The 17,745-nt window shown below is 52.8% G+C and carries 21 protein-coding genes; 19 read left to right on the top strand and 2 right to left on the bottom strand.

Features of this window, described 5'->3' with window-relative positions; translation table 11 throughout:
• Positions 1–3: 3 nt before the first annotated feature.
• Complete coding sequence (locus tag AC50YL_RS06945; RefSeq protein WP_494830475.1) at positions 4–3,039, top strand: golvesin C-terminal-like domain-containing protein; 3,036 nt, start codon at positions 4–6, stop codon at positions 3,037–3,039.
• 23 nt (positions 3,040–3,062) lie between these two features.
• On the opposite strand, the gene AC50YL_RS06940 is transcribed toward AC50YL_RS06945, so the two are convergent.
• Positions 3,063–3,590: an acyltransferase gene (locus AC50YL_RS06940; protein WP_494830474.1), complete on the bottom strand. Its 528-nt coding sequence runs from the start codon at positions 3,588–3,590 to the stop codon at positions 3,063–3,065.
• Between the two features lie 164 nt (positions 3,591–3,754).
• Here AC50YL_RS06940 and AC50YL_RS06935 point away from each other — a divergent pair, with 164 nt between their 5' ends.
• From AC50YL_RS06935 to AC50YL_RS06850, 18 genes are all read left to right on the top strand, one after another.
• On the top strand, positions 3,755–4,450 hold the full coding sequence (locus AC50YL_RS06935; RefSeq protein ID WP_494830473.1) for a phage scaffolding protein: 696 nt from the start codon (positions 3,755–3,757) through the stop codon (positions 4,448–4,450).
• Between the two features lie 80 nt (positions 4,451–4,530).
• Complete coding sequence (locus AC50YL_RS06930; RefSeq protein WP_494830471.1) at positions 4,531–5,622, top strand: SU10 major capsid protein; 1,092 nt, start codon at positions 4,531–4,533, stop codon at positions 5,620–5,622.
• A 61-nt stretch (positions 5,623–5,683) separates the two neighbouring features.
• Positions 5,684–5,890, top strand: a complete 207-nt coding sequence (locus tag AC50YL_RS06925) for a hypothetical protein (protein WP_494830469.1) — start codon at positions 5,684–5,686, stop codon at positions 5,888–5,890.
• A gap of 14 nt (positions 5,891–5,904) precedes the next feature.
• Positions 5,905–6,306, top strand: coding sequence for a hypothetical protein (locus AC50YL_RS06920; RefSeq protein WP_494830467.1), 402 nt, complete (start codon positions 5,905–5,907; stop codon positions 6,304–6,306).
• The gene (locus AC50YL_RS06915; RefSeq protein WP_494830465.1) at positions 6,291–6,623 is read left to right on the top strand and encodes a hypothetical protein; all 333 of its coding nucleotides are present in this window, start codon (positions 6,291–6,293) and stop codon (positions 6,621–6,623) included. Before AC50YL_RS06920 ends, AC50YL_RS06915 begins: the two co-directional genes overlap by 16 nt.
• On the top strand, positions 6,623–7,042 hold the full coding sequence (locus AC50YL_RS06910) for an HK97 gp10 family phage protein (protein ID WP_494830463.1): 420 nt from the start codon (positions 6,623–6,625) through the stop codon (positions 7,040–7,042). The genes AC50YL_RS06915 and AC50YL_RS06910 overlap by 1 nt, the downstream gene beginning before the upstream one ends.
• Before the next feature lie 7 nt (positions 7,043–7,049).
• A complete protein-coding gene (locus AC50YL_RS06905) occupies positions 7,050–7,505 on the top strand; it encodes a hypothetical protein (protein WP_494830462.1) in 456 nt (151 codons plus the stop codon).
• A gap of 33 nt (positions 7,506–7,538) precedes the next feature.
• On the top strand, positions 7,539–8,609 hold the full coding sequence (locus AC50YL_RS06900) for a phage tail sheath subtilisin-like domain-containing protein (RefSeq protein WP_494830460.1): 1,071 nt from the start codon (positions 7,539–7,541) through the stop codon (positions 8,607–8,609).
• A gap of 13 nt (positions 8,610–8,622) precedes the next feature.
• Positions 8,623–9,042 carry a phage tail tube protein gene (locus tag AC50YL_RS06895; RefSeq protein ID WP_494830458.1) on the top strand — a complete coding sequence of 140 codons (420 nt, stop codon included), beginning with the start codon at positions 8,623–8,625 and terminating at the stop codon, positions 9,040–9,042.
• 57 nt (positions 9,043–9,099) lie between these two features.
• The gene (locus AC50YL_RS06890) at positions 9,100–9,477 is read left to right on the top strand and encodes a phage tail assembly chaperone (protein WP_494830456.1); all 378 of its coding nucleotides are present in this window, start codon (positions 9,100–9,102) and stop codon (positions 9,475–9,477) included.
• A 158-nt stretch (positions 9,478–9,635) separates the two neighbouring features.
• A complete protein-coding gene (locus AC50YL_RS06885; protein WP_494830455.1) occupies positions 9,636–11,378 on the top strand; it encodes a tape measure protein in 1,743 nt (580 codons plus the stop codon).
• 1 nt (position 11,379) lies between these two features.
• Positions 11,380–12,042 carry a LysM peptidoglycan-binding domain-containing protein gene (locus AC50YL_RS06880; RefSeq protein WP_494831186.1) on the top strand — a complete coding sequence of 221 codons (663 nt, stop codon included), beginning with the start codon at positions 11,380–11,382 and terminating at the stop codon, positions 12,040–12,042.
• Positions 12,039–13,112, top strand: coding sequence for an XkdQ/YqbQ family protein (locus AC50YL_RS06875; RefSeq protein ID WP_494830454.1), 1,074 nt, complete (start codon positions 12,039–12,041; stop codon positions 13,110–13,112). Before AC50YL_RS06880 ends, AC50YL_RS06875 begins: the two co-directional genes overlap by 4 nt.
• A gap of 10 nt (positions 13,113–13,122) precedes the next feature.
• Positions 13,123–13,458, top strand: coding sequence for a DUF2577 domain-containing protein (locus tag AC50YL_RS06870; protein WP_494830453.1), 336 nt, complete (start codon positions 13,123–13,125; stop codon positions 13,456–13,458).
• Positions 13,458–13,880 carry a DUF2634 domain-containing protein gene (locus tag AC50YL_RS06865; RefSeq protein WP_494830451.1) on the top strand — a complete coding sequence of 141 codons (423 nt, stop codon included), beginning with the start codon at positions 13,458–13,460 and terminating at the stop codon, positions 13,878–13,880. Before AC50YL_RS06870 ends, AC50YL_RS06865 begins: the two co-directional genes overlap by 1 nt.
• The gene (locus AC50YL_RS06860) at positions 13,880–14,926 is read left to right on the top strand and encodes a baseplate J/gp47 family protein (protein ID WP_494830449.1); all 1,047 of its coding nucleotides are present in this window, start codon (positions 13,880–13,882) and stop codon (positions 14,924–14,926) included. Before AC50YL_RS06865 ends, AC50YL_RS06860 begins: the two co-directional genes overlap by 1 nt.
• A gap of 1 nt (position 14,927) precedes the next feature.
• Positions 14,928–15,488 (top strand): putative phage tail protein, encoded by a 561-nt coding sequence (locus AC50YL_RS06855; RefSeq protein ID WP_494830447.1) that lies wholly within the window; start codon positions 14,928–14,930, stop codon positions 15,486–15,488.
• 2 nt (positions 15,489–15,490) lie between these two features.
• Entirely contained in the window at positions 15,491–16,600 is a 1,110-nt protein-coding gene (locus tag AC50YL_RS06850; protein WP_494830445.1) for a pyocin knob domain-containing protein, read from the top strand.
• A gap of 383 nt (positions 16,601–16,983) precedes the next feature.
• Here AC50YL_RS06850 and AC50YL_RS06845 read toward each other — a convergent pair whose 3' ends face one another.
• Positions 16,984–17,730 carry a class I SAM-dependent methyltransferase gene (locus tag AC50YL_RS06845; RefSeq protein ID WP_494830443.1) on the bottom strand — a complete coding sequence of 249 codons (747 nt, stop codon included), beginning with the start codon at positions 17,728–17,730 and terminating at the stop codon, positions 16,984–16,986.
• Positions 17,731–17,745 lie beyond the last annotated feature (15 nt).

Raw genomic sequence — 17,745 nt, 5'->3', positions numbered from 1 at the left:
TCGATGCTTATCGGCGTAGGTTTAGGCATTCCATTTTCGAAGAGGCCGCTGCCGCCTGTGTCGGAGGTAAGCGAGTGGATTTTTGACAGCGAGACAGCGACGTTTGCGGGGACATGGAATACGTCAGTTAGTAAGCCTAATTACGCTTCGTCTACTTCTTACTATGGCGCGAACTACAGTACGAAATCCACAGCTACTAACGGCACGGGAAAAATGGCTTGGGCTGCGAACCTTCCGGCGGACGGAAGCTACTCCGTGTACACATGGCTTCCTGACGGTTCATCAGATAGAACTTTCGAGGCGTCAATCGTAGTGACGTACGCATCCGGAAGTATGACGTATAAAATTGACCAGCAGGTACGCGGCCGCTACTGGATGTACCTTGGCACATTCGACTTTCTTGCAGGCGGCGGTCTTGTTGAGTTGCTTGACAAGTCGCTGACTTCCGGCATAGTCCAAGGCGACGCGGTTCGATTCGTAAAGGAAACCCCAAGATCGAGCGTAGGAAGTCTGAACTTGAACGTTGTCCAGTTATCGGACGTATCTGCAAAGCTTGTAATCACGGATACGACTACGAAGGACGGCCGTCCTTACTGGATCGAACGCAAACGCACATCGGGTTCTGGAGTGGAAGCTTACTATAACTCGTATTTCTTTGCGGAAGGGACTACGGAGGTCCAAGAGTTCCGCCTAAAAGAAGTGGGTACGTATCAATATCGCATTCGTAAAATGGGCGATAACGTTCCGGCAGCTACCGTTACCCTCACGACAAAGAGTCTGTACTCGCGAAACAAAGGCGTTCTCGTGAATATGGCCGGCTACAAGCCAGAAGCGCGTAAGCGGGTTGTTATTAAGGGTTCGACTGCAGCGGCTACTACCGCTGTTAGCGTTGTGAACGAACTGAACGGCTCGACCGCTCTTTCGGGAATAACGTTGACGAGCATTACGGACCCGATCGATGGTAGTGCGGCTAAGTACGGTGACTTCTCGTCAATTCGAACGCCTGGTTACTACCGCATTAAAACGAACGAGTCGACGCCATCATACTCCGCTATGTTCCGCATCGACGAGAAGCCGTACGACGACCTACTTACGCAAACCGTTCGCCAGATGAAATTTACGCGCCATCCCGCGAGCATTCCGACAGTACGTCAAGACAACGGCGATGCAATCGATGTCGGCGGTGGCTGGGAGGACGCATGGGATTTCCGGCACTGGGCGCCGTATACGATGACGATGCGACCGCTGGTACTCGGCGTAATGTTGAACGAAGCCGGCTTTACTGCGCCTGGACTTGAAGAGGAGTACCGGTGGGGGCTTGATTTGCTTCTTAAGATGCAGGAAACCACGGTTGGCGGTAAAGGACAGATGAAGTTCGGTCAGATTTTCGCGGCTTACTCGGTCCCGGATTACGGAAACGTGTTGATCGTGGAAAACGTCAGCAACACGACGGATATGGGCGGCTACAACAAGCGTAACGAGCATGTTATCGCGCATTATCAGTACGTACAGGCGACGGCAAAAGCGGCGCTCTATTTCGTAACGAAAGATCCGACGTACTCTAACCGCTTAAAAGCCGCTGCAATTAACGCGTATACCTACATGAACACATATGACGAGTTGGCTTACGTAAAGAACGCCGAAGCGCCGGACGGCGAGTATTACCGTGCTATGCCCGTTGCAAATTACGCGCACAAGGTTCTAGCGGCGCTCGATTTGTATCGTCTTACGGGGACAACGTCGTATCTGACCGACGCTACAACGTATGCCAATAAAGTCGCCAGTTGCCAGAAACTCGACTTCAAATGGAACACGTCTTACGTAACCGGCATTATGTTCAAGGACGAAACTGCAACGTCGAAGACGAATAACGATGTGTTCCGTCATCGGATGCACGCAGCTATTCCGTTCTACGCGTTAGCGCGGGCCATGAAGGAGATCACGACCGCTTCGTTGGCGGATTGGTTTAAATGGCAGGCCGCGTTATCGATTTTCGGAGAAGCGTTCGTCAAGCCATTCTCAACGCTGTCTGCTTATGAAATTTTACCGTATGGGTTTTATCTTGGTAGCGGTATGACTACGCCGAGAACGTTGGCAGGTTCTACTGTGCCTTTCCGTTATTTTCTTGGACTTGAAACTCCGGGAAAAGATAAGTCGGATGGTAACACGAAGATGATGGCTTCGTACGCGGCCGCACTCGCTCAGATGTCCCAAGCGTTGGGAGACGTAAGCTACGAAGGATACGGACAACGTCAGCTTGACTGGGTGCTCGGCGCTAACCCGATGGAAACGTCGACCGTCGTCGGCTACGGGGAACGCGCGCCGCTTTCTACGGCCGTTTACCAAACGCACGGATTCACATTCCAGTGCAATCAAGCCATCGCCGCGGTCGTTAACGGCATCGACGGAACGAACCTGGAAGATACGCCACGTTGGGATAACGGATGGCAGACGGGCGAAACGTGGGGCGTTAACCAAGACTTCCTGCAGCTTACGGCGGCGACGCTCGGTAGCGGAAGTAAAACGAGGTTCATGATCACGGGCAAGGCGAATACAGCATTCACGATCGTAAACACGACGACAAGCGCGACGGACTTTAGCGGCACGACGGACGGTAACGGTAGCACCGGGTTCATTACGCTTGGCGGCGGCGGAAAGTATAAGCTGGTCGTCGACACGTTCGAGAAGAACTTCGTCCTCCCATCCGGGTACACGATCGATACAACGGTCGATGTCACGAAGTCAATCGAGATCCTTTCGATCACTACCGCAAGCCGTAACGTTGCGGCCGGCGCAGCGTTTACCGTAACGGTTGCCGTGAAGAACTTCGGCAGTGCATCCGCCGCATTCCCGCTGGATATTCTGCTGAAGAACGCGACGATCTCGCCCGCGGTGACCACGACGACAATCGCAGCCGGCGCCACGAATAACGTTACGCTCTCTCTTACGGCCGGCACCGCGGATCAGCCGTTTGTGGTAACGGTAGTTGCGGACGGAAAGCGGACTGAAGCGAAGTCATACGTCGGATTCGTGGAATAGAAAAAGGAGGCTCGCCGGCCTCCTTATTGCGCTTTAACTAATACGGGATGTGCCGGGACCGCGCCGTCTAAGTCCTTTACACGCTTAGCGGGAACGCCGAGGTAAAGACCGTTAGGCTCGCAGTCCTTCGTTACCAATGCGCCGGCACCGATAACGCACCCGGCACCAATCGTAACGCCTGCGAGAATGGTCGCCCGCGCTCCGATCCAAGCGCCGTTTTCAACTGTAATCTTTTTGGACGCGAGATCACCGCAGCGACGTTCCGGCTTGGAGATAACGTGCTCGGCCGTGCAAAACATTACCTCCGGTGCAACGCAAACGTGGTCACCGATTACTACTTCGGCATCGCTGTAAAAATAGCAACTCTTGTTGATGAACGCTCTTGTTCCGATCGTGACTTTCTTATCGAAAAAGAAGTTGTGCGGCCGAATGTTGCGTGTCTTTACTTTAATGCCGCCGATACGGTAAAGCACGTATCTTACTTTCGGGGGGCAAAAAGCCGACCCAGCAAGAACGTTAACCGTGAAATTCCAAAACCATTTTAAGTACAAAAATGCCGCCTCCTATGTATTTGCTACGATTTGTATCTAAAACAAATATACGGGAAACGCGGGTTCTCTTCAAGAAGAATTTTCCTTGTCCGAACGTACACGACGTAAAACTGCTACGGTCGCACTAAACGATAGGCGACGGCCTTTAAACGGTGGAGGACGCAATGACAAACGAAATTAAACGCAATTATCGCCATATGCTCGATCTTCAAATGTTCGCGGAAGGCGATCCGCCGCAAGATCCGCCAAAGGAACCGGAGCCGCCGAAGAAACTCGAACTCACGCAAGAGGAATTTGACGCGAAGATTGCGGACCGACTCGCTCGTGAACGTAAGAAGTTCGCGGACTATGACGATTTGAAAGCGGAGCGCGACCGGTTGAAAGCGGAGGAAGACGCACGTAAGGCAGCGGAACTGACGGAGACGGAACGCCTCCAGGCGCAGAAGGACGAGGCCGAACGTAAGGTTACCGAAGCAACCGAAGCGCGCGATAAGGCGCTGACCGCCGCAAACAATCGCGTGATTAAATCGGAGTTCAAGTTGCTCGCGAAGGAAGCCGGCATACGTGGCGATGCGTTGGATGATGCGTTTAAGCTTGCGGACTTGTCTAACGTGAAGGTGGACGAAGATGGAAACGTTGAGGGCGTGGCGGACGTGATTGCCGCGTTGAAGGCGGCGAAACCGTACCTGGCTGAAGTTAAGAATGCGCCGCGCGATATTGGCGGTAGTAGCGGTGGCGACCCAAAACCAGATAAGACGAAAGACCAAATGCTCGCGGCGGCTGCGGAGAAAGCGCGCATCTCCGGAAAAACCGAGGACCGCGTAGCGTACGCAACACTCAAAGCCGAACTATCTAAATAGTAACTCTTATCTAAGAGGCTCCGACCATTCGGGGCCTTTTTGTTTTGCCCAAAAACAATCATACAGGGGGAAATTCTCTAATGGCAAAGATTTATGACGCTTCTCTTATCGGCAAAAAACAGTCCGTGGTCGACGAAATTTTGCTTCTTAATCCGCATCAAACTCCGTTGCTTAACCTGCTCGGCTTCTCCGAAGCGGTAACGCAAACGTCGCACCAATGGTTTGAGGACGAAATCTACGGCGACGAATCGAAAGTAAACGGTGCGAAACTCGTAACCGATACGGCCGTTGTCGTTGTTGACGCTGAGCCATTCCGCGCCGGCCAAGTCGTTAAAATCGCGGACGAATTGCTTTTCGTTTCCGCGGTTAACACCGGTACGAAAACGCTGACTGTTACGCGCGGTTACGCAGGCACGACGGCTGCAGCTATCGCGGACCAAGCGAAGATCGAAGTTCAATTCGTTGAAGGTACGGAAGGTGCCGACGCTCGTGCCGCTCGTTACAAAGCGCGTACTAACGTTTCCAACAACACGCAAATCTTCGACGACTCGATCGAGATTTCGGGTACGGCCGAAGCGGTAACGCAGTACGGTATCAGCGACCTGTACGAGTACGAGAAGCAAAAGAAGCAAATCGAACTCGCGCTGTCCTTGGAGAAAGCGTTGATTAACGGTATCGGTTACGTTAACGGCCAAGTTCGCCAGATGAAAGGTATCCGTGCATTCATCCAGTCTAACGTTACGGACGCTGCCGCTGCGGGAATCGATGGGGCAAAGCTGAACGACTCGCTTCAAGTGATCTATGAGAAAGGCGGTTTTGCATCCGGCGGTAACTACAAAATCATGGTTCCGGCGAAACAAAAACGTGCAATCTCCGCGCTTGACGCAAACAAGATCATGATTTCGCAGTCCGAGAACGGCCGTGGTCAAGTTGTAGATCACTTCGTATCTGACTTCGGTCAATTCGAAATCGTGCTCAACAACAACCTCGACGCGAAAGAGCTACTGATCGTCGATACAAACCGTGTAGATGTCCGTCCTCTCGTCGGCCGCGAATTCTTCCATAAGTACATGGGTGAAAAAGGCGACAGCACTACGGGTATCCTCGTCGGTGAATACACGCTCGAATTCCGCCAAGAGAAAGCGCACGCGCGCATTAAAAACCTGGCGTAATTGAACGGAAATAAACGGAGCGTCGGCGTAACTGTCGGCGCTCTTTTTACGGAGGAAACTTATGGCGAAATATACGTCGAGATACGCAGAGCTCGGCTTTTATGTAAATGGTAGTCTACGTCAGTTTACAGGCGGCGAATTTAAAACGGAGAATCCGGACGAAATCGCGGCACTCGATAAACTGTCGGACGCTGAATTAGTACCGGAGGAACCCGCAGCCAAGGCGCCGACAACGCGCAAAGCAAGCGCTAAGCCCTCCGCTGAATAAGAGGAGGACGTGTTATGGCGCTATCGATCGAAGACGCAACCGCGTATATCGCGCTGAATTGTATTGACGTTGAGGACTGGAACGATGCGGACGACGCGAAAAAACTACGAATAGTAAACGTCGCGAGTCGCACGCTGAGTTCCCGCTATTCAACGTATACCATTCCGGATGATGCGGTCTACGAATTTGCGAACGTGCTGGCTACGGTATTTAACGATACAAACCGGCTTCAACAACAAGGAATTACGCAGTTCTCACTTAACGCAGTAGCGGCGTTCCAGTTTAAGGATGCTCTTGTTACGCAACCAGGCGCCGACCTTACGAAGTACGTTCCGCAGACGGCGCTCGATTTAATCAGCGCGGCAAATGGCGGCGTGAACCTTTCGAAGCGGCGCGTCGGATGGACGGTGCTGTAATGCCGCTGATTCCGTTAAAGCAAGAAATCGTCGTAACGAAGGCGGGCGAATCGGACGGATGGGGTGGCGTTGTTCCTGGCGCTGACATTACGTTCAAAGCGCGCGTTACCGAGGAAACGAACGTAGTCACGAACCAAGCCGGCGAGGAAGCCGTCGCCAATCTCCGTATAGTGCTCGACAAGTTAGCGGACATCTCGTATGACGACGTCATAACGTACACGAACGAATTAGGCGTGACGGTCGCGAGGAAGCCACTGAATATCGGACCTAAACGGGGACTCGGCGGAAAGGCGCTCATAACGGAGGTTTACGTGTAATGGCGGGCGACTTCGAGATTGACTTGACGCGGTTTGTCACCGCTCTGAACGGCGCAGCTGAAACGATGGCGGCCGGAGCCAAACGCGGCATGCACGATGCGCTCGACGATTGGAAACGGCGGGCCGTCGACCTTGCGCCACTCGCTAAGGCTACGTTGCGGCGCGGGATTAAAGCGGAGCCGATCGAAGGTGACGGGCTGGATTTAACGGCGTCGATTACCGCAAATGCAACGGAGAAGTCGAAAGCGCGCTTTAACTACGCCTACTACATCCACGAAAAGGACGCCGGCGGTAAAAAGCTGCGCCACGCGGGGACCGTTAAAAAGTTCCTCGACGAGCCGGCCGAACAAAACGCGGACAAGTGGTTACGTGGCGTCGAACAGGAAATCGAAGACGAACTAAAACGGAAGGGGTGGTAAGGTGACGTTGATAAACGAGCTGGAATCGGTGGAGTCGTTCGTAAAGACGGTCCATCCGACGTCAGCAACCGAGAAACAAACCGTACCACGTAAGGCACATCCGGACTTATTCGTAATTCGGTTTCAGAACGACGACCGCACGTCGGAGACCGGTTATCACTACCGCATCGATCGTGAATATCAAATCGTGTACATTGGCGCCAGTGAGCGCGATGTCCTTACGAAGATAGACGCGCTAAGCACCGCGTTTTACCAACACCAACTTATTCCGATCAACAGCTCTTCGAGGAACCTCTGCGTTGAGTCGTTTTCATTTTCGCAGCCGTTTCAGACCGAGAACGATCACTACGCGTGCATTGGCGTACTGGCCGTCGAAGTCCGGGAGGCGCGGGTACAAACGGAGGCTCCGCTTATTCAGCGCGTAGTCATCCGACAAGAAATAACCGACACGAGCACTCCTTAACGGAGCGCTTTTTCACTTAAAGGAGGCCACACAATGGCAGGTCAGTGGGACCCTACGTCACTTCCGACAAGGCCCGGTCTTTATATCAACTTCGTCTCCGCAGCAGCCGCGCGCATTAACGGTGGCGCACGAGGCACCGTAGCGATTCCGATTTCCGAATACGTAGCGTCTTCGTTACCATTGCCGGCACAGCCGACGGTCGAGAAGTCGCTGTATACGATCACGACGGAATATGACGCGATGATCCAATTTGGCGACGCGAACATTACGTCGATTAAGCTCGCTCTGCAGGCCGGCGCGAAAGAGGTACTCGTTTATACGTTGCCAGAAGCACCGACGACTACGGACTTCGCTGCAATGCGTGCCGCGTTCGATGCTCGCGCGTTTAACGTTTTCGTATTCGACGGAGAAGTTGCCGCTACGGAACAAGACGCCGTAAAAACGTGGGTGGCCGCGAATCGCGCGGAAGGTAAGCACTTCATGGCCGTATTCGGTGCGGTTACGGCTTCGGAAGACTCGACGCCAGCAACCGGTAACACACGGTCGACGCGCCTGGCTGACGATTACTGCGTTAACCTCGTAAGTGGCGTTATCGCCGGCGACGTTACGTATTCGTCCGCTCAATATGCGCCTTATATCGCCGGCCTCATCGCAGGTACGCCGATCAACGCATCGATTACGTACAGGGTCGCGCCGGTTGACGACGTTACACGGCGATTGACGAACACGGAGACGAAGGCGGCGCTCGGGGCTGGCTCGTTGGTACTTACGAACGACGGCGAAAAGGTCAAAGTCGAGCAAGGGTGGACGACGGGTAAGAAGAAAATCCGTGCAATGCGCGCGCGCCAGGCCGTAGCGACGGACGTTACGAAAACGGCAGCCGACGCTTATATCGGACGGATCAACAACGACCCGGACGGTCAGGCGGCGCTCATCTCCGCGATCAAGGCGTACCTCGAAACGTTGGAGAATTCGAGTGTGTTAATGGGACCGGCCGTAGCGCTTGATCCGGAATATCCATCCGTTGGAGACTCCGTATTCCTCGTAATCAGCTACGTCGAAGTCGATTCGATGGAACGTATCTTCCTCACAATTAACGTCTAAAGGAGTGAAATAGATGGCACTTGCTGATGCACTCGTTATGAAAGGCGAGATGGGCGAAGTTTGGAGTGACGGCCAATGGCTGACGAACTTTTACCAAGTCGAGTTCATGGCGGATATTTCGTACGAAAAAATCAAACGCGCCGGCTCCCGCACGATGGGGAACAAAGCCGGTACAATCGAATACTCCGGTACGATTACGGGCTACAAGATTTCTTCGGATCTCGTCCGCAAGGTTTCGGCAATTACGAACGACAATTCCGGCCCGTTCGTTTCCGAGCTTATCTTTAAGCTGCGCAATCCAGACACGGGCTACGTCGAGCGGGTTCGCGTTAAGGGCGTACAGTTTACGAAGCTCGATATCATGAAATTCGACCACGGCTCGGTCGTTGAAACGGAATGGCCGTTCGTGGCGGACGGATACGAATACCTGTAACAAACGCGGCGGCTTCGGTCGCCTTTTTTAATTACGAATATAATCGGAGGCCCAATAATGCCCAACGTTAAAAATAGCGACGAAATTTTACGCGCACTACTTGATACCGAATTGACACCGGAAAGAGACGTGCCAATGCGCCGTTTCGGTATTGATTTCCGGATCAAGGCGCTAGGTGATGCTGAAATGCGCCAGGCACGTGAACAAGCTACGTACGGAAAAGAAATCGACCGGGAAAAGTTGTCCTCAATTCTCATCGCAAAAGCCTGCATTACTCCGGACTGGTCTGATAAGGCGATCACGGATAAGTTCGGTCCGACGCCGGTCGATGCCGTCGAGAAGCGGCTGCTTCCGGGCGAAAAGGCAAAGCTCACCGAGGAAATCACGGATCTCTCTGGCTTCGGTGACGACGAACTCGATAACGCAAAAAACTAATTCTCGGAGGTGGCGAGGCATACGTCATCTCCGAGATTTTTTTACGGACGGGCCGCATGCCGCACGAGATATATAACGCGCCCCGCGGTTCCAAAACGTTCATGTACGCGGCAATGGAACTAAAACTTGACCGTGAAGCTGCGGAAGGGAGGTAACGTATGGCATTCGATTTAGTTGCGCGTTTGCGCTTGAAAGACGAAATGAGCGCTGGCTTGCGGAAGGCGGCGGGCGAAGGCGATAGATTGCGTAAGTCCCTCGATACGGTAAGTACAACGTCCGCCAGGGTGAGCCGCGCGGCAGATTCGACCGGTAGCGCATTTGGACGTATGGGAAGCAACGGATTACGTGCGATCGGCGGAATCGGTAGCGCGTTTAAAGGCGCGCTCGGAGCACTTACGTCGTTTAAAGGCGCAATCATCGCGTCGGGCGTTGCGTATGCGGCGATCGCCAAACCGCTGAAACTCGCCAATGACGCGGAGCAGGCGGACATAGCGTTCACAACGATGCTTAAATCCGCGGAGAAAGCAAAAACGTTCCTTGCGGATTTGAACGAATTTGCGAACACCACTCCGTTCGAGCTTCCGCAATTGCGAGACTCGGCAAAACGATTGCTCGCGTTCGGCTTCGCGGCCAAGGACGTACTCCCGATGATGACGGGAATTGGTAACGCTGCGGCTGGACTCGGTATCGGTGCGGAAGGCGTAGACCGTATTGCGTTGGCACTCGGTCAGATGAAAGCGAAGGGCCGTCTACAGGGCGATGAAGCGATGCAACTCACGGAAGCCGGTATCCCCGTTTGGGACATCCTTGCGAAGAAGATGAAGCTGACGACGGCACAGGTTATCAAGTTGTCCGAAAAGGGCTTAATTCCGGCGGATAAGGCGATCACTGTTCTCGTCAAGGGCATGAATGATCGTTTCCCGAACATGATGAACAAACAATCGAAATCGCTCGGCGGTCTATGGTCGACGATTAAAGATACGTTTAACTCCAAGATTCTTACGGAGTGGGGAAAAGGGCTTGCGTCCGCTATTCAACCGAGATTAGACCGGCTTGTAACGTGGATTAACAATAATGGTCCTACGATTAGCCGTTGGGGGAAATTCCTTCAAGATACTGCGAGTCAGGCGGCGGACTGGATTGCTACGAAGTTTGAGAAAGCCTTTAATTTCGTAAAAGGTTTAATCGAGAACCCGCAATTTAATAAGGCTACCTTTAGCGAAAAGATCGCGATGCTGTTTGATGGTATTCAAGGTGCTTTTGACAAATGGTATGCTAACGGCGGCAGTAAACAAATCTCCCAAACCACGACTAAGTTAGTCAATTTTTTAGCTGAGCAAGTCGAAAATAACGCTCCGACATTAATAAAAATGGGCAGCGATATTGGTTCGAAAATTTTAGAAGGCCTTGGCAACACACTTTCGACTAATCCAATTACAGCGGCCCTAGTTGGAGGCGGAACAGGTGCGGCGGTAGGCGGTGCGGTAGCCGGTCCTGGCGGCGCGGTGGTTGGCGCTGTTGTTGGCGCGTCGGCCGGGACAGCCAGCCATTATACAGAAAAAGGTTACAATGCCGCCGGCAAAAGTGGCTACGTCAAAGCAATGAACGGATTCTATGACAAATTCGGTCAGTTCGTCTTCGGTAAGTCCCCGGAGAAAAAGGCCGGCGGACTCGACCGTGTTCCGTATAACGGCTACCCCGCGATCCTCCACAAAGACGAACGCGTGCAGACGAAGGGCGAAGCGGACGCCATGCGTAGCGGTCGCGGTGGTTTCAGCGGAAGTGGAATCAATATAACCGTTCATAACATGAACGTACGTAAGGAAAGCGATCTCGAAGAGCTTGCGCTTGGAATTGTACGCTTAATGCAGCAATCGGAAGGGGCGGTCTCACTTGGCTAATATGCAGTTTTGGATCAAGTTTACGGACGGCTCCGATCCGATATGGTTACCGGTCAATCCGGAATCCATCGCTGTAACGTCGACGCACGGATTCGAGGACGTCCAGGTTGCGCAGCTTGGCGAACGTACGATTATCGGAAATGATACGCTGCGTTCTTTTGCGTTCTCGTCATTCTTTCCGCGCGACTACAACGCATCTTTCTGCGAACACGATCGTCTTCAAGATCCGTGGCACCTGGCTCAACGTATTGAACAGGCGCAGAAATCCGGTAAGCCGGCGCGCCTTATCATAACGGGAACGCCAATCAACGTAACGGTTACGATTCGTTCGTTTACATACCGCGAAGACGGCGGCGCGGTTGGCGATATCTACTACGATATCGAGATGAAGGAGTACCGTTATCTTAAGTTCGCGAAGTATACGGGGGAGACGCCAGAGTCCACGGAATTTAAGGCGCCAACGACCGAGGAGCGGCCGCCCAACTCACGTACGACGCCAGACAACTACACGGTGAAATCCGGCGATACGTTATGGAAGATCGCACAGCGCGCGTATGGCGACGGCGATAAGTGGCGGAAGATTTACGATGCGAATAAGAAGGCGGTCGGTCCGAATCCGAATGCGCTGACCGTAGGCGTCAAACTGGCGGTGCCAGCGCTATGAGTAACGTTTCTGTCGTATACCGCGGCTTGGTGCTCGATCCGGTCGTAACCTCCGTTACCTGGTCCGGGGACGTAACGCTTCCTTACCGGACATTGAGCGTATCCCTTGCGAATAGTGGCGGCGGTGCTGAACGGCTGGTTCCGATTGATCTCGGTAACGAAATCCGTCTTTACAACAACGACGACGGCGCCGAACTATTTCGCGGAGTAGTATTCGCACACGACATAGGTCAGGACGGCCGCATGACCGTGACGGCGTACGATGAGAATTATTACCTCACGAAGAATACCGATACGAAGCGCTTCGGCAACATGACGGCCGCCGCCATTATACGTGAAATCTGCCGCGATTACGGAATAAGCGCCGGAACGATCGCAGAGACATCGTTCGTCATTCCGAAATTGATTCTACGTGATAGAACGCTGTGGGACATGATGATAACTGCGCTAACTGAGACGCGAAAGCAGAACAGCCGGCGCTTTTTTATTTACGCCGATAGCGGCCTCCTTAACGTAGTCGAACGCAAAGAGAAGGTCGTAAAGTGGTTGCTTGCGGGCGGCGTCAACATTCTCAGCGCGTCGTATTCGCAGTCTATCGAGGATATGAAAACGCAGGTTAAGGTCCTCGGCGGAGATCCGGATAAGAATCCGCTCGTCGCTACGGTCAAGGACGATGGTCTTATCGCAAAGTACGGATTAATGCAGCACTTGGAGAACGCCGACCGTGATTTAAAGACGTCGGAGCTACAGCAATTGGCGCGCCAACTACTCGCAGACCTCGCTAAGATTACGGACAACGCGAACGTCGAAGCGCTAGGAAACGTCGAGGTTACGGCCGGCTCCGCTGTCTACGTGAAAGAGACAATGACGGGGATAATCGGGTCATATTACGTTTCCACGGATTCGCACCGGTTCGAGAACGGGACGCACCGTATGAGCGTTAAACTCTCGGCGACGGACGATCTTCCGAAACTGGAATACGTTGATCCGGAAGCTACGGCCGGCAAGAAAAAGAAAAAAGATGACGGCACGAACTTGACGGCGGCCCAAGTTTCGAAACTACTCGATTAGGAGGCGCAACGTGGGAAGTATTTTCGAAGGGACTGGCGGAAGCCAACTTATTCAGGCTGTTCGCAAATACGGATTCAACAAAGATATCGAAATCGATCTCGGCACGGTAATCGCGGCGCCTCCTGGTCTTCGCGTTCAAATTGACGGCATGAAGATCCCGTTAGAAACGGATGACTTAGTCGTTGCGCAATCCTTGACGCAGCATGACCGGACCATATCGCTTAACGGAGGCGCTGACGCAATCTTAACGTTCAAAGACGAACTAAAAGCGGGCGACCGTGTGATCTTGGCGTCGCTTAACGCCGGCCAAAACTACGTCGTAATCGACAGGGCGGTGACGTATTAATGGCGTTATCTCCGCTACAAAGACCGGAAGATCGCGAAGTGAGCACCGCAACGACAGCGGCCGCCATGCAGATATCGAGAACGTACGCTTTAGACTTCGTTACAGGCGATCTACAGAACGAGATCATTGACGACGCCGAAGCGGTCAAGCAAGCAATCGTCAAAGCGATATTAACGGCGCGGTCACGGTTTCTTATCTACGACGATGCATACGGATGCGAACTCGACGAGCTTATCGGTCAGGAAATATCCGCGGAATTGCTCGAAGTTGAGATAACGCGCGTCATTACGGAAGCTCTTCTCGTAGACGAGCGGATACTCGATGTGACCGATATCACGGCGTCGCGAACCGGCGATCAACTATATATAACGATTTCAGTTTCGACCGTCTATGGCGAAGTTGAAACGGAGGTGGCGACGTAATGTACGAAGACCAAACGAAAGATGCGCTCCTGCAGCGGATGCTTGACGCGAGCCCGGCTGACATCGATAAGCGTGTAGGAGCGCCGACGTACGATTTACTTTCTCCGGCAGCAATTGAACTCGCGCAGGCATATATCGAACTTGATAACGTGCTAAACTTCGGGTTTGCGGACACCACGTACGGGCCGTATCTCGACATGCGTGTGAGTGAACGAGGACTTACGCGGAAGCCTGCGGTCAAGGCGGTAGGGTCCGTTACATTTACGGGGCCGAATAGTACGTTGATTCCGGCGGGAACGGAAGTATCAACGGGCGGAGAAACACCGACCTACTTCGTTACAAAGGCGAACGTAACGATTGCGTCAGGAACAGTAGCGTCCGCGGTTGAAGCGGTGGTTGCGGGCGCGAGCGGTAACGTAACAATCGGCGCTGTGAAACTCGTCGTCGGTGCGCTTGCCGGCACGATTACAGTTACGAATACGGCGCCATTTACCGGCGGGATCGATGCAGAATCGGACGCGGACTTTCTGTCACGTTATCTCGATTTCGTACGTAAGCCGGCTACGTCAGGCAACGCGAATCAGTACCGCCAATGGGCGCGCGAGGTTACGGGCATTTCGGACGCGAAAGTATTTCCGGTATGGGCCGGAGCCGGTACGGTTAAAGTCGTTTTACTGGACGTAGATAAGACGGCGCCTGATAGCGCGAAGGTAACGGAGACGGCCGCCTATATCGAAACGGTCCGGCCAATCGGCGCGACGGTCACGGTCGTAGGCGCTACGGAGGTCGCGATTAATATTAGCGGAACTTATACGTTAGCATCGGGCGCGACATTAACGGATGCCCGAACGCAAATAGCAGCCGGAGTTAAAGCGTATCTACAGACGATTGCGTTTACGGACCCAGTCGTACGGTATACGCAAATTGCAAACGTCGTCCTCGGTACGGCAGCGATCGTCGATTATTCCGGCCTTACGGTTAATGGCGGCTCCGCGAATATTACGATTGCGGACGGAAGCGTTGCGATTATTGGGACGGTGACTTAATATGACGCGAAACATCCGGCAGGACATGGTGGATTATTTGCCGCGTTACTACGAGGGCGGTTATATCGTCGGGAACATTGTCGGGCAAGAGGCGTCGGAGATGACCGCTTTGAACGTGGCTATTTACGATGTGCTCGCGCAGTTTTACGTCGGTACTGCGACTTGGAGTCTTGACCGTTGGGAAAGTATCTGCGGAATCAAAACGGACGTTACGAAGCCGGACGATCAGCGCCGCTCCGTCATCCTTTCGAAGTTGCGCGGAGTCGGCACGGTTACGGCGGACCTTGTGGAGAGTGTCGCGGAATCGTTTGCTAACGGTGAGGTTTCAGTCACTGAAAGTAACGCGACGTACACGGTTAGCATTACTTTCGTAAGTACAACGGGCATACCGGATAATTTAAACGACGCGCAAGCGTCATTGCGCGATATCGTACCAGCACATTTAGCTATTAATTTCGTTTTCTCATATCGAACATGGACGAGACAGGATGCGCTTGGTTTGACATGGGCGGGCGTTGACGCGCTCGGCGATACGTGGGATGAATACGAAAGGGTGACATAACTATGGCAACAACCACACCGAGGCTCGGACTCCCGCGTCCACAGTCGACGGATAACGTGACGCTTGCGAATGAGCAGGCGTTAATTGACGCGATTGATAACACAGCGGCGAAAAAGACGGATCTTGACGCTCATACAGCGGATAGCGTTAAGCACGTAACAAGTACGGAACGAACCGCTTGGAACGCAAAGGAGACGCCCGCAGGCGCACAAGCGAAAGCCGACGCAATCGTAAGCGGCGCGACTTCGGCAGCAACCGCGAGCAAACTTATGATACGCGATTCGGCGGGTCGTGCAAAGGTAGCGGCTCCTGCGGCAAGTGACGATATTGCGCGTAAGGATACCGTTGACGCTCACGCCAACCGGACAGACAATCCGCACGGCGTTACAGTAGCGCAGATTGGCGCGGAGACGCCGTCTGGCGCACAAACTAAGGCGACTGCAGCTGAAACAAACGCTAAAACGGCGAGTGTCAACAAAATAGCGGTATATGGTGGCACTACGTTAGACCCCAATACGACGACTGACGCTTATATTTTGACGCAACACGCTAACTGTCCGACTAACGCTTTTTATCACATCCACACATCTTTTTATAACAGTACAAGTGATAATCGAGCACAAATAGCAATCAGGTATAGCGGCATTGATTCGGTTTATACCCGACACTTATTCGGTGGGACATGGACAGCTTGGGTCGAACTTATTAACAGCTCGGGAAATAGCGTAATGGCGGGATTTTTAAGTTTCTCGGGGTCAAAGGGTTTATACGCAATCAACGGAAATAACGGTTCTTTTTTCGATATCGATTTTCCGGAATTAACGTCAGCATCTGCGAGTGTTCGGCTATTTCGCGGAACAACTACAACGGGCATGAAAAGCCTTACGTTACACGCCGGTGATGGGACTGCGACTGAGGCGTTTCAGATCGAGAACGGAGTAATAACGACACTCTCCGGGAGTAACATCGTAATTCGCGCTAGTCTAGGTAGTCCGGAGGGCGTTTACGCTGCGCCAATTGGATCGTTATATCTCCGCACTGACGGATCGACGACAACGACGATTTACGTTAAAACTTCCGGAACGGGAAATACGGGGTGGACTGCGAAATGATGAGGGAATGCGTAGTATTAAACGGAGACGTAATTAATATCGGTCCTTGGGATTACGGATACGTCGAAGTTGACGGCGAGCTTATCGCACGAAATCCGTTACCAACCGGCGCTATAACGCAGGAGGTTGATATCGTGGAGGGGCAGGATGGCGGCCTCTATCCGACTAATTACGTTCCTCCGAAGACGCCCGATCAGGTACGAATTGACCTCATGCAAGCGGCAATTGACGACCTTATCCTCGGAGGTGCTTTGTGATGGCTGCGTATATGGCGCAACGGATCATTGACGGAGCTTATACGTACGCTTTCGTTATTAGTAAACGTCTGGATTTACGAGAGGGAATTGACGATTACCTAACGGCTCAAGGGCGTGCGGACTTAATCACGCCTTCTTCGTAGCGCGCCAAATGATACGTTGATCCTTACCGGCTGGTCCTTCTGCAACGGTTATATCGAGAGCGGGCGTAGAAAAAAGCTGCGGTAAGTCTAACCCGAAACTCCAAAACGCAAGGATTCCGGTTTCCGGACTGAGCGGGTCGCCGTGATATTGCGGAGGCAAAATGTGGTTGATTTCGCCAGTCTCCGTTACCTCTGCTCGCTTTACCGTTTTTGCGGAATTAATCGCCACTCCGTTTTTTTCGCCTGCGAGAGTAGGGACGGAGAATAGGTGGAATCCACCAACACGGAGTACTCGTGAGGACTCTCGTAAAGCGGCGGGAAAATCCGCTACGTGTTCCATTACGTCGGACGAAACGATGATGTCTACGCTTCCGTCACCAAACGTGAGGTTCGTAATATCTTCACAACGCGTTCCGTCAGCCCTAACGCTTCCGTTACCGTCGATTGCGGAATAGTAGGTTCGAATGTATCGTCTATTGTTACGAAAAATACGGCGGAGTGGGGAAAACGGGTCGAGGTCAATGACCGTCAACTCGTCTAAATTTGAGATAGTTTTTAGGTGTTTCGCGATTAACCGGTAACGTAAATTGGACTTACACCTAACGCACCTCTTAAACTCTTCCCACTCGCCCAATTTAACAAACGCTGCCAAACTGGAACAACAATCGCAATACCCGAATCGAACATTCTTAACGTGTTTTATTAGTTTAGAGATTTGTATTTCGTCCACGCCTTTCTTGTTGAG

It is taken from the genome of Paenibacillus sp. J22P277 (genome assembly GCF_059383675.1).
Note: the sequence above shows the minus strand (reverse complement) of the source record. Positions and strands in the feature narration are given on the sequence as shown.

Excerpts from the sequence above, each read along its gene's own strand:
- AC50YL_RS06945 (WP_494830475.1), top strand. The coding sequence starts at position 4 with ATGCTTATCGGCGTAGGTTTAGGCATTCCATTTTCGAAGAGGCCGCTG.
- AC50YL_RS06935 (WP_494830473.1), top strand. The coding sequence starts at position 3,755 with ATGACAAACGAAATTAAACGCAATTATCGCCATATGCTCGATCTTCAA.
- AC50YL_RS06930 (WP_494830471.1), top strand. The coding sequence starts at position 4,531 with ATGGCAAAGATTTATGACGCTTCTCTTATCGGCAAAAAACAGTCCGTG.
- AC50YL_RS06925 (WP_494830469.1), top strand. The coding sequence starts at position 5,684 with ATGGCGAAATATACGTCGAGATACGCAGAGCTCGGCTTTTATGTAAAT.
- AC50YL_RS06920 (WP_494830467.1), top strand. The coding sequence starts at position 5,905 with ATGGCGCTATCGATCGAAGACGCAACCGCGTATATCGCGCTGAATTGT.
- AC50YL_RS06915 (WP_494830465.1), top strand. The coding sequence starts at position 6,291 with ATGGACGGTGCTGTAATGCCGCTGATTCCGTTAAAGCAAGAAATCGTC.
- AC50YL_RS06910 (WP_494830463.1), top strand. The coding sequence starts at position 6,623 with ATGGCGGGCGACTTCGAGATTGACTTGACGCGGTTTGTCACCGCTCTG.
- AC50YL_RS06900 (WP_494830460.1), top strand. The coding sequence starts at position 7,539 with ATGGCAGGTCAGTGGGACCCTACGTCACTTCCGACAAGGCCCGGTCTT.
- AC50YL_RS06895 (WP_494830458.1), top strand. The coding sequence starts at position 8,623 with ATGGCACTTGCTGATGCACTCGTTATGAAAGGCGAGATGGGCGAAGTT.
- AC50YL_RS06890 (WP_494830456.1), top strand. The coding sequence starts at position 9,100 with ATGCCCAACGTTAAAAATAGCGACGAAATTTTACGCGCACTACTTGAT.
- AC50YL_RS06885 (WP_494830455.1), top strand. The coding sequence starts at position 9,636 with ATGGCATTCGATTTAGTTGCGCGTTTGCGCTTGAAAGACGAAATGAGC.
- AC50YL_RS06880 (WP_494831186.1), top strand. The coding sequence starts at position 11,380 with ATGCAGTTTTGGATCAAGTTTACGGACGGCTCCGATCCGATATGGTTA.
- AC50YL_RS06875 (WP_494830454.1), top strand. The coding sequence starts at position 12,039 with ATGAGTAACGTTTCTGTCGTATACCGCGGCTTGGTGCTCGATCCGGTC.
- AC50YL_RS06865 (WP_494830451.1), top strand. The coding sequence starts at position 13,458 with ATGGCGTTATCTCCGCTACAAAGACCGGAAGATCGCGAAGTGAGCACC.
- AC50YL_RS06860 (WP_494830449.1), top strand. The coding sequence starts at position 13,880 with ATGTACGAAGACCAAACGAAAGATGCGCTCCTGCAGCGGATGCTTGAC.
- AC50YL_RS06855 (WP_494830447.1), top strand. The coding sequence starts at position 14,928 with ATGACGCGAAACATCCGGCAGGACATGGTGGATTATTTGCCGCGTTAC.
- AC50YL_RS06850 (WP_494830445.1), top strand. The coding sequence starts at position 15,491 with ATGGCAACAACCACACCGAGGCTCGGACTCCCGCGTCCACAGTCGACG.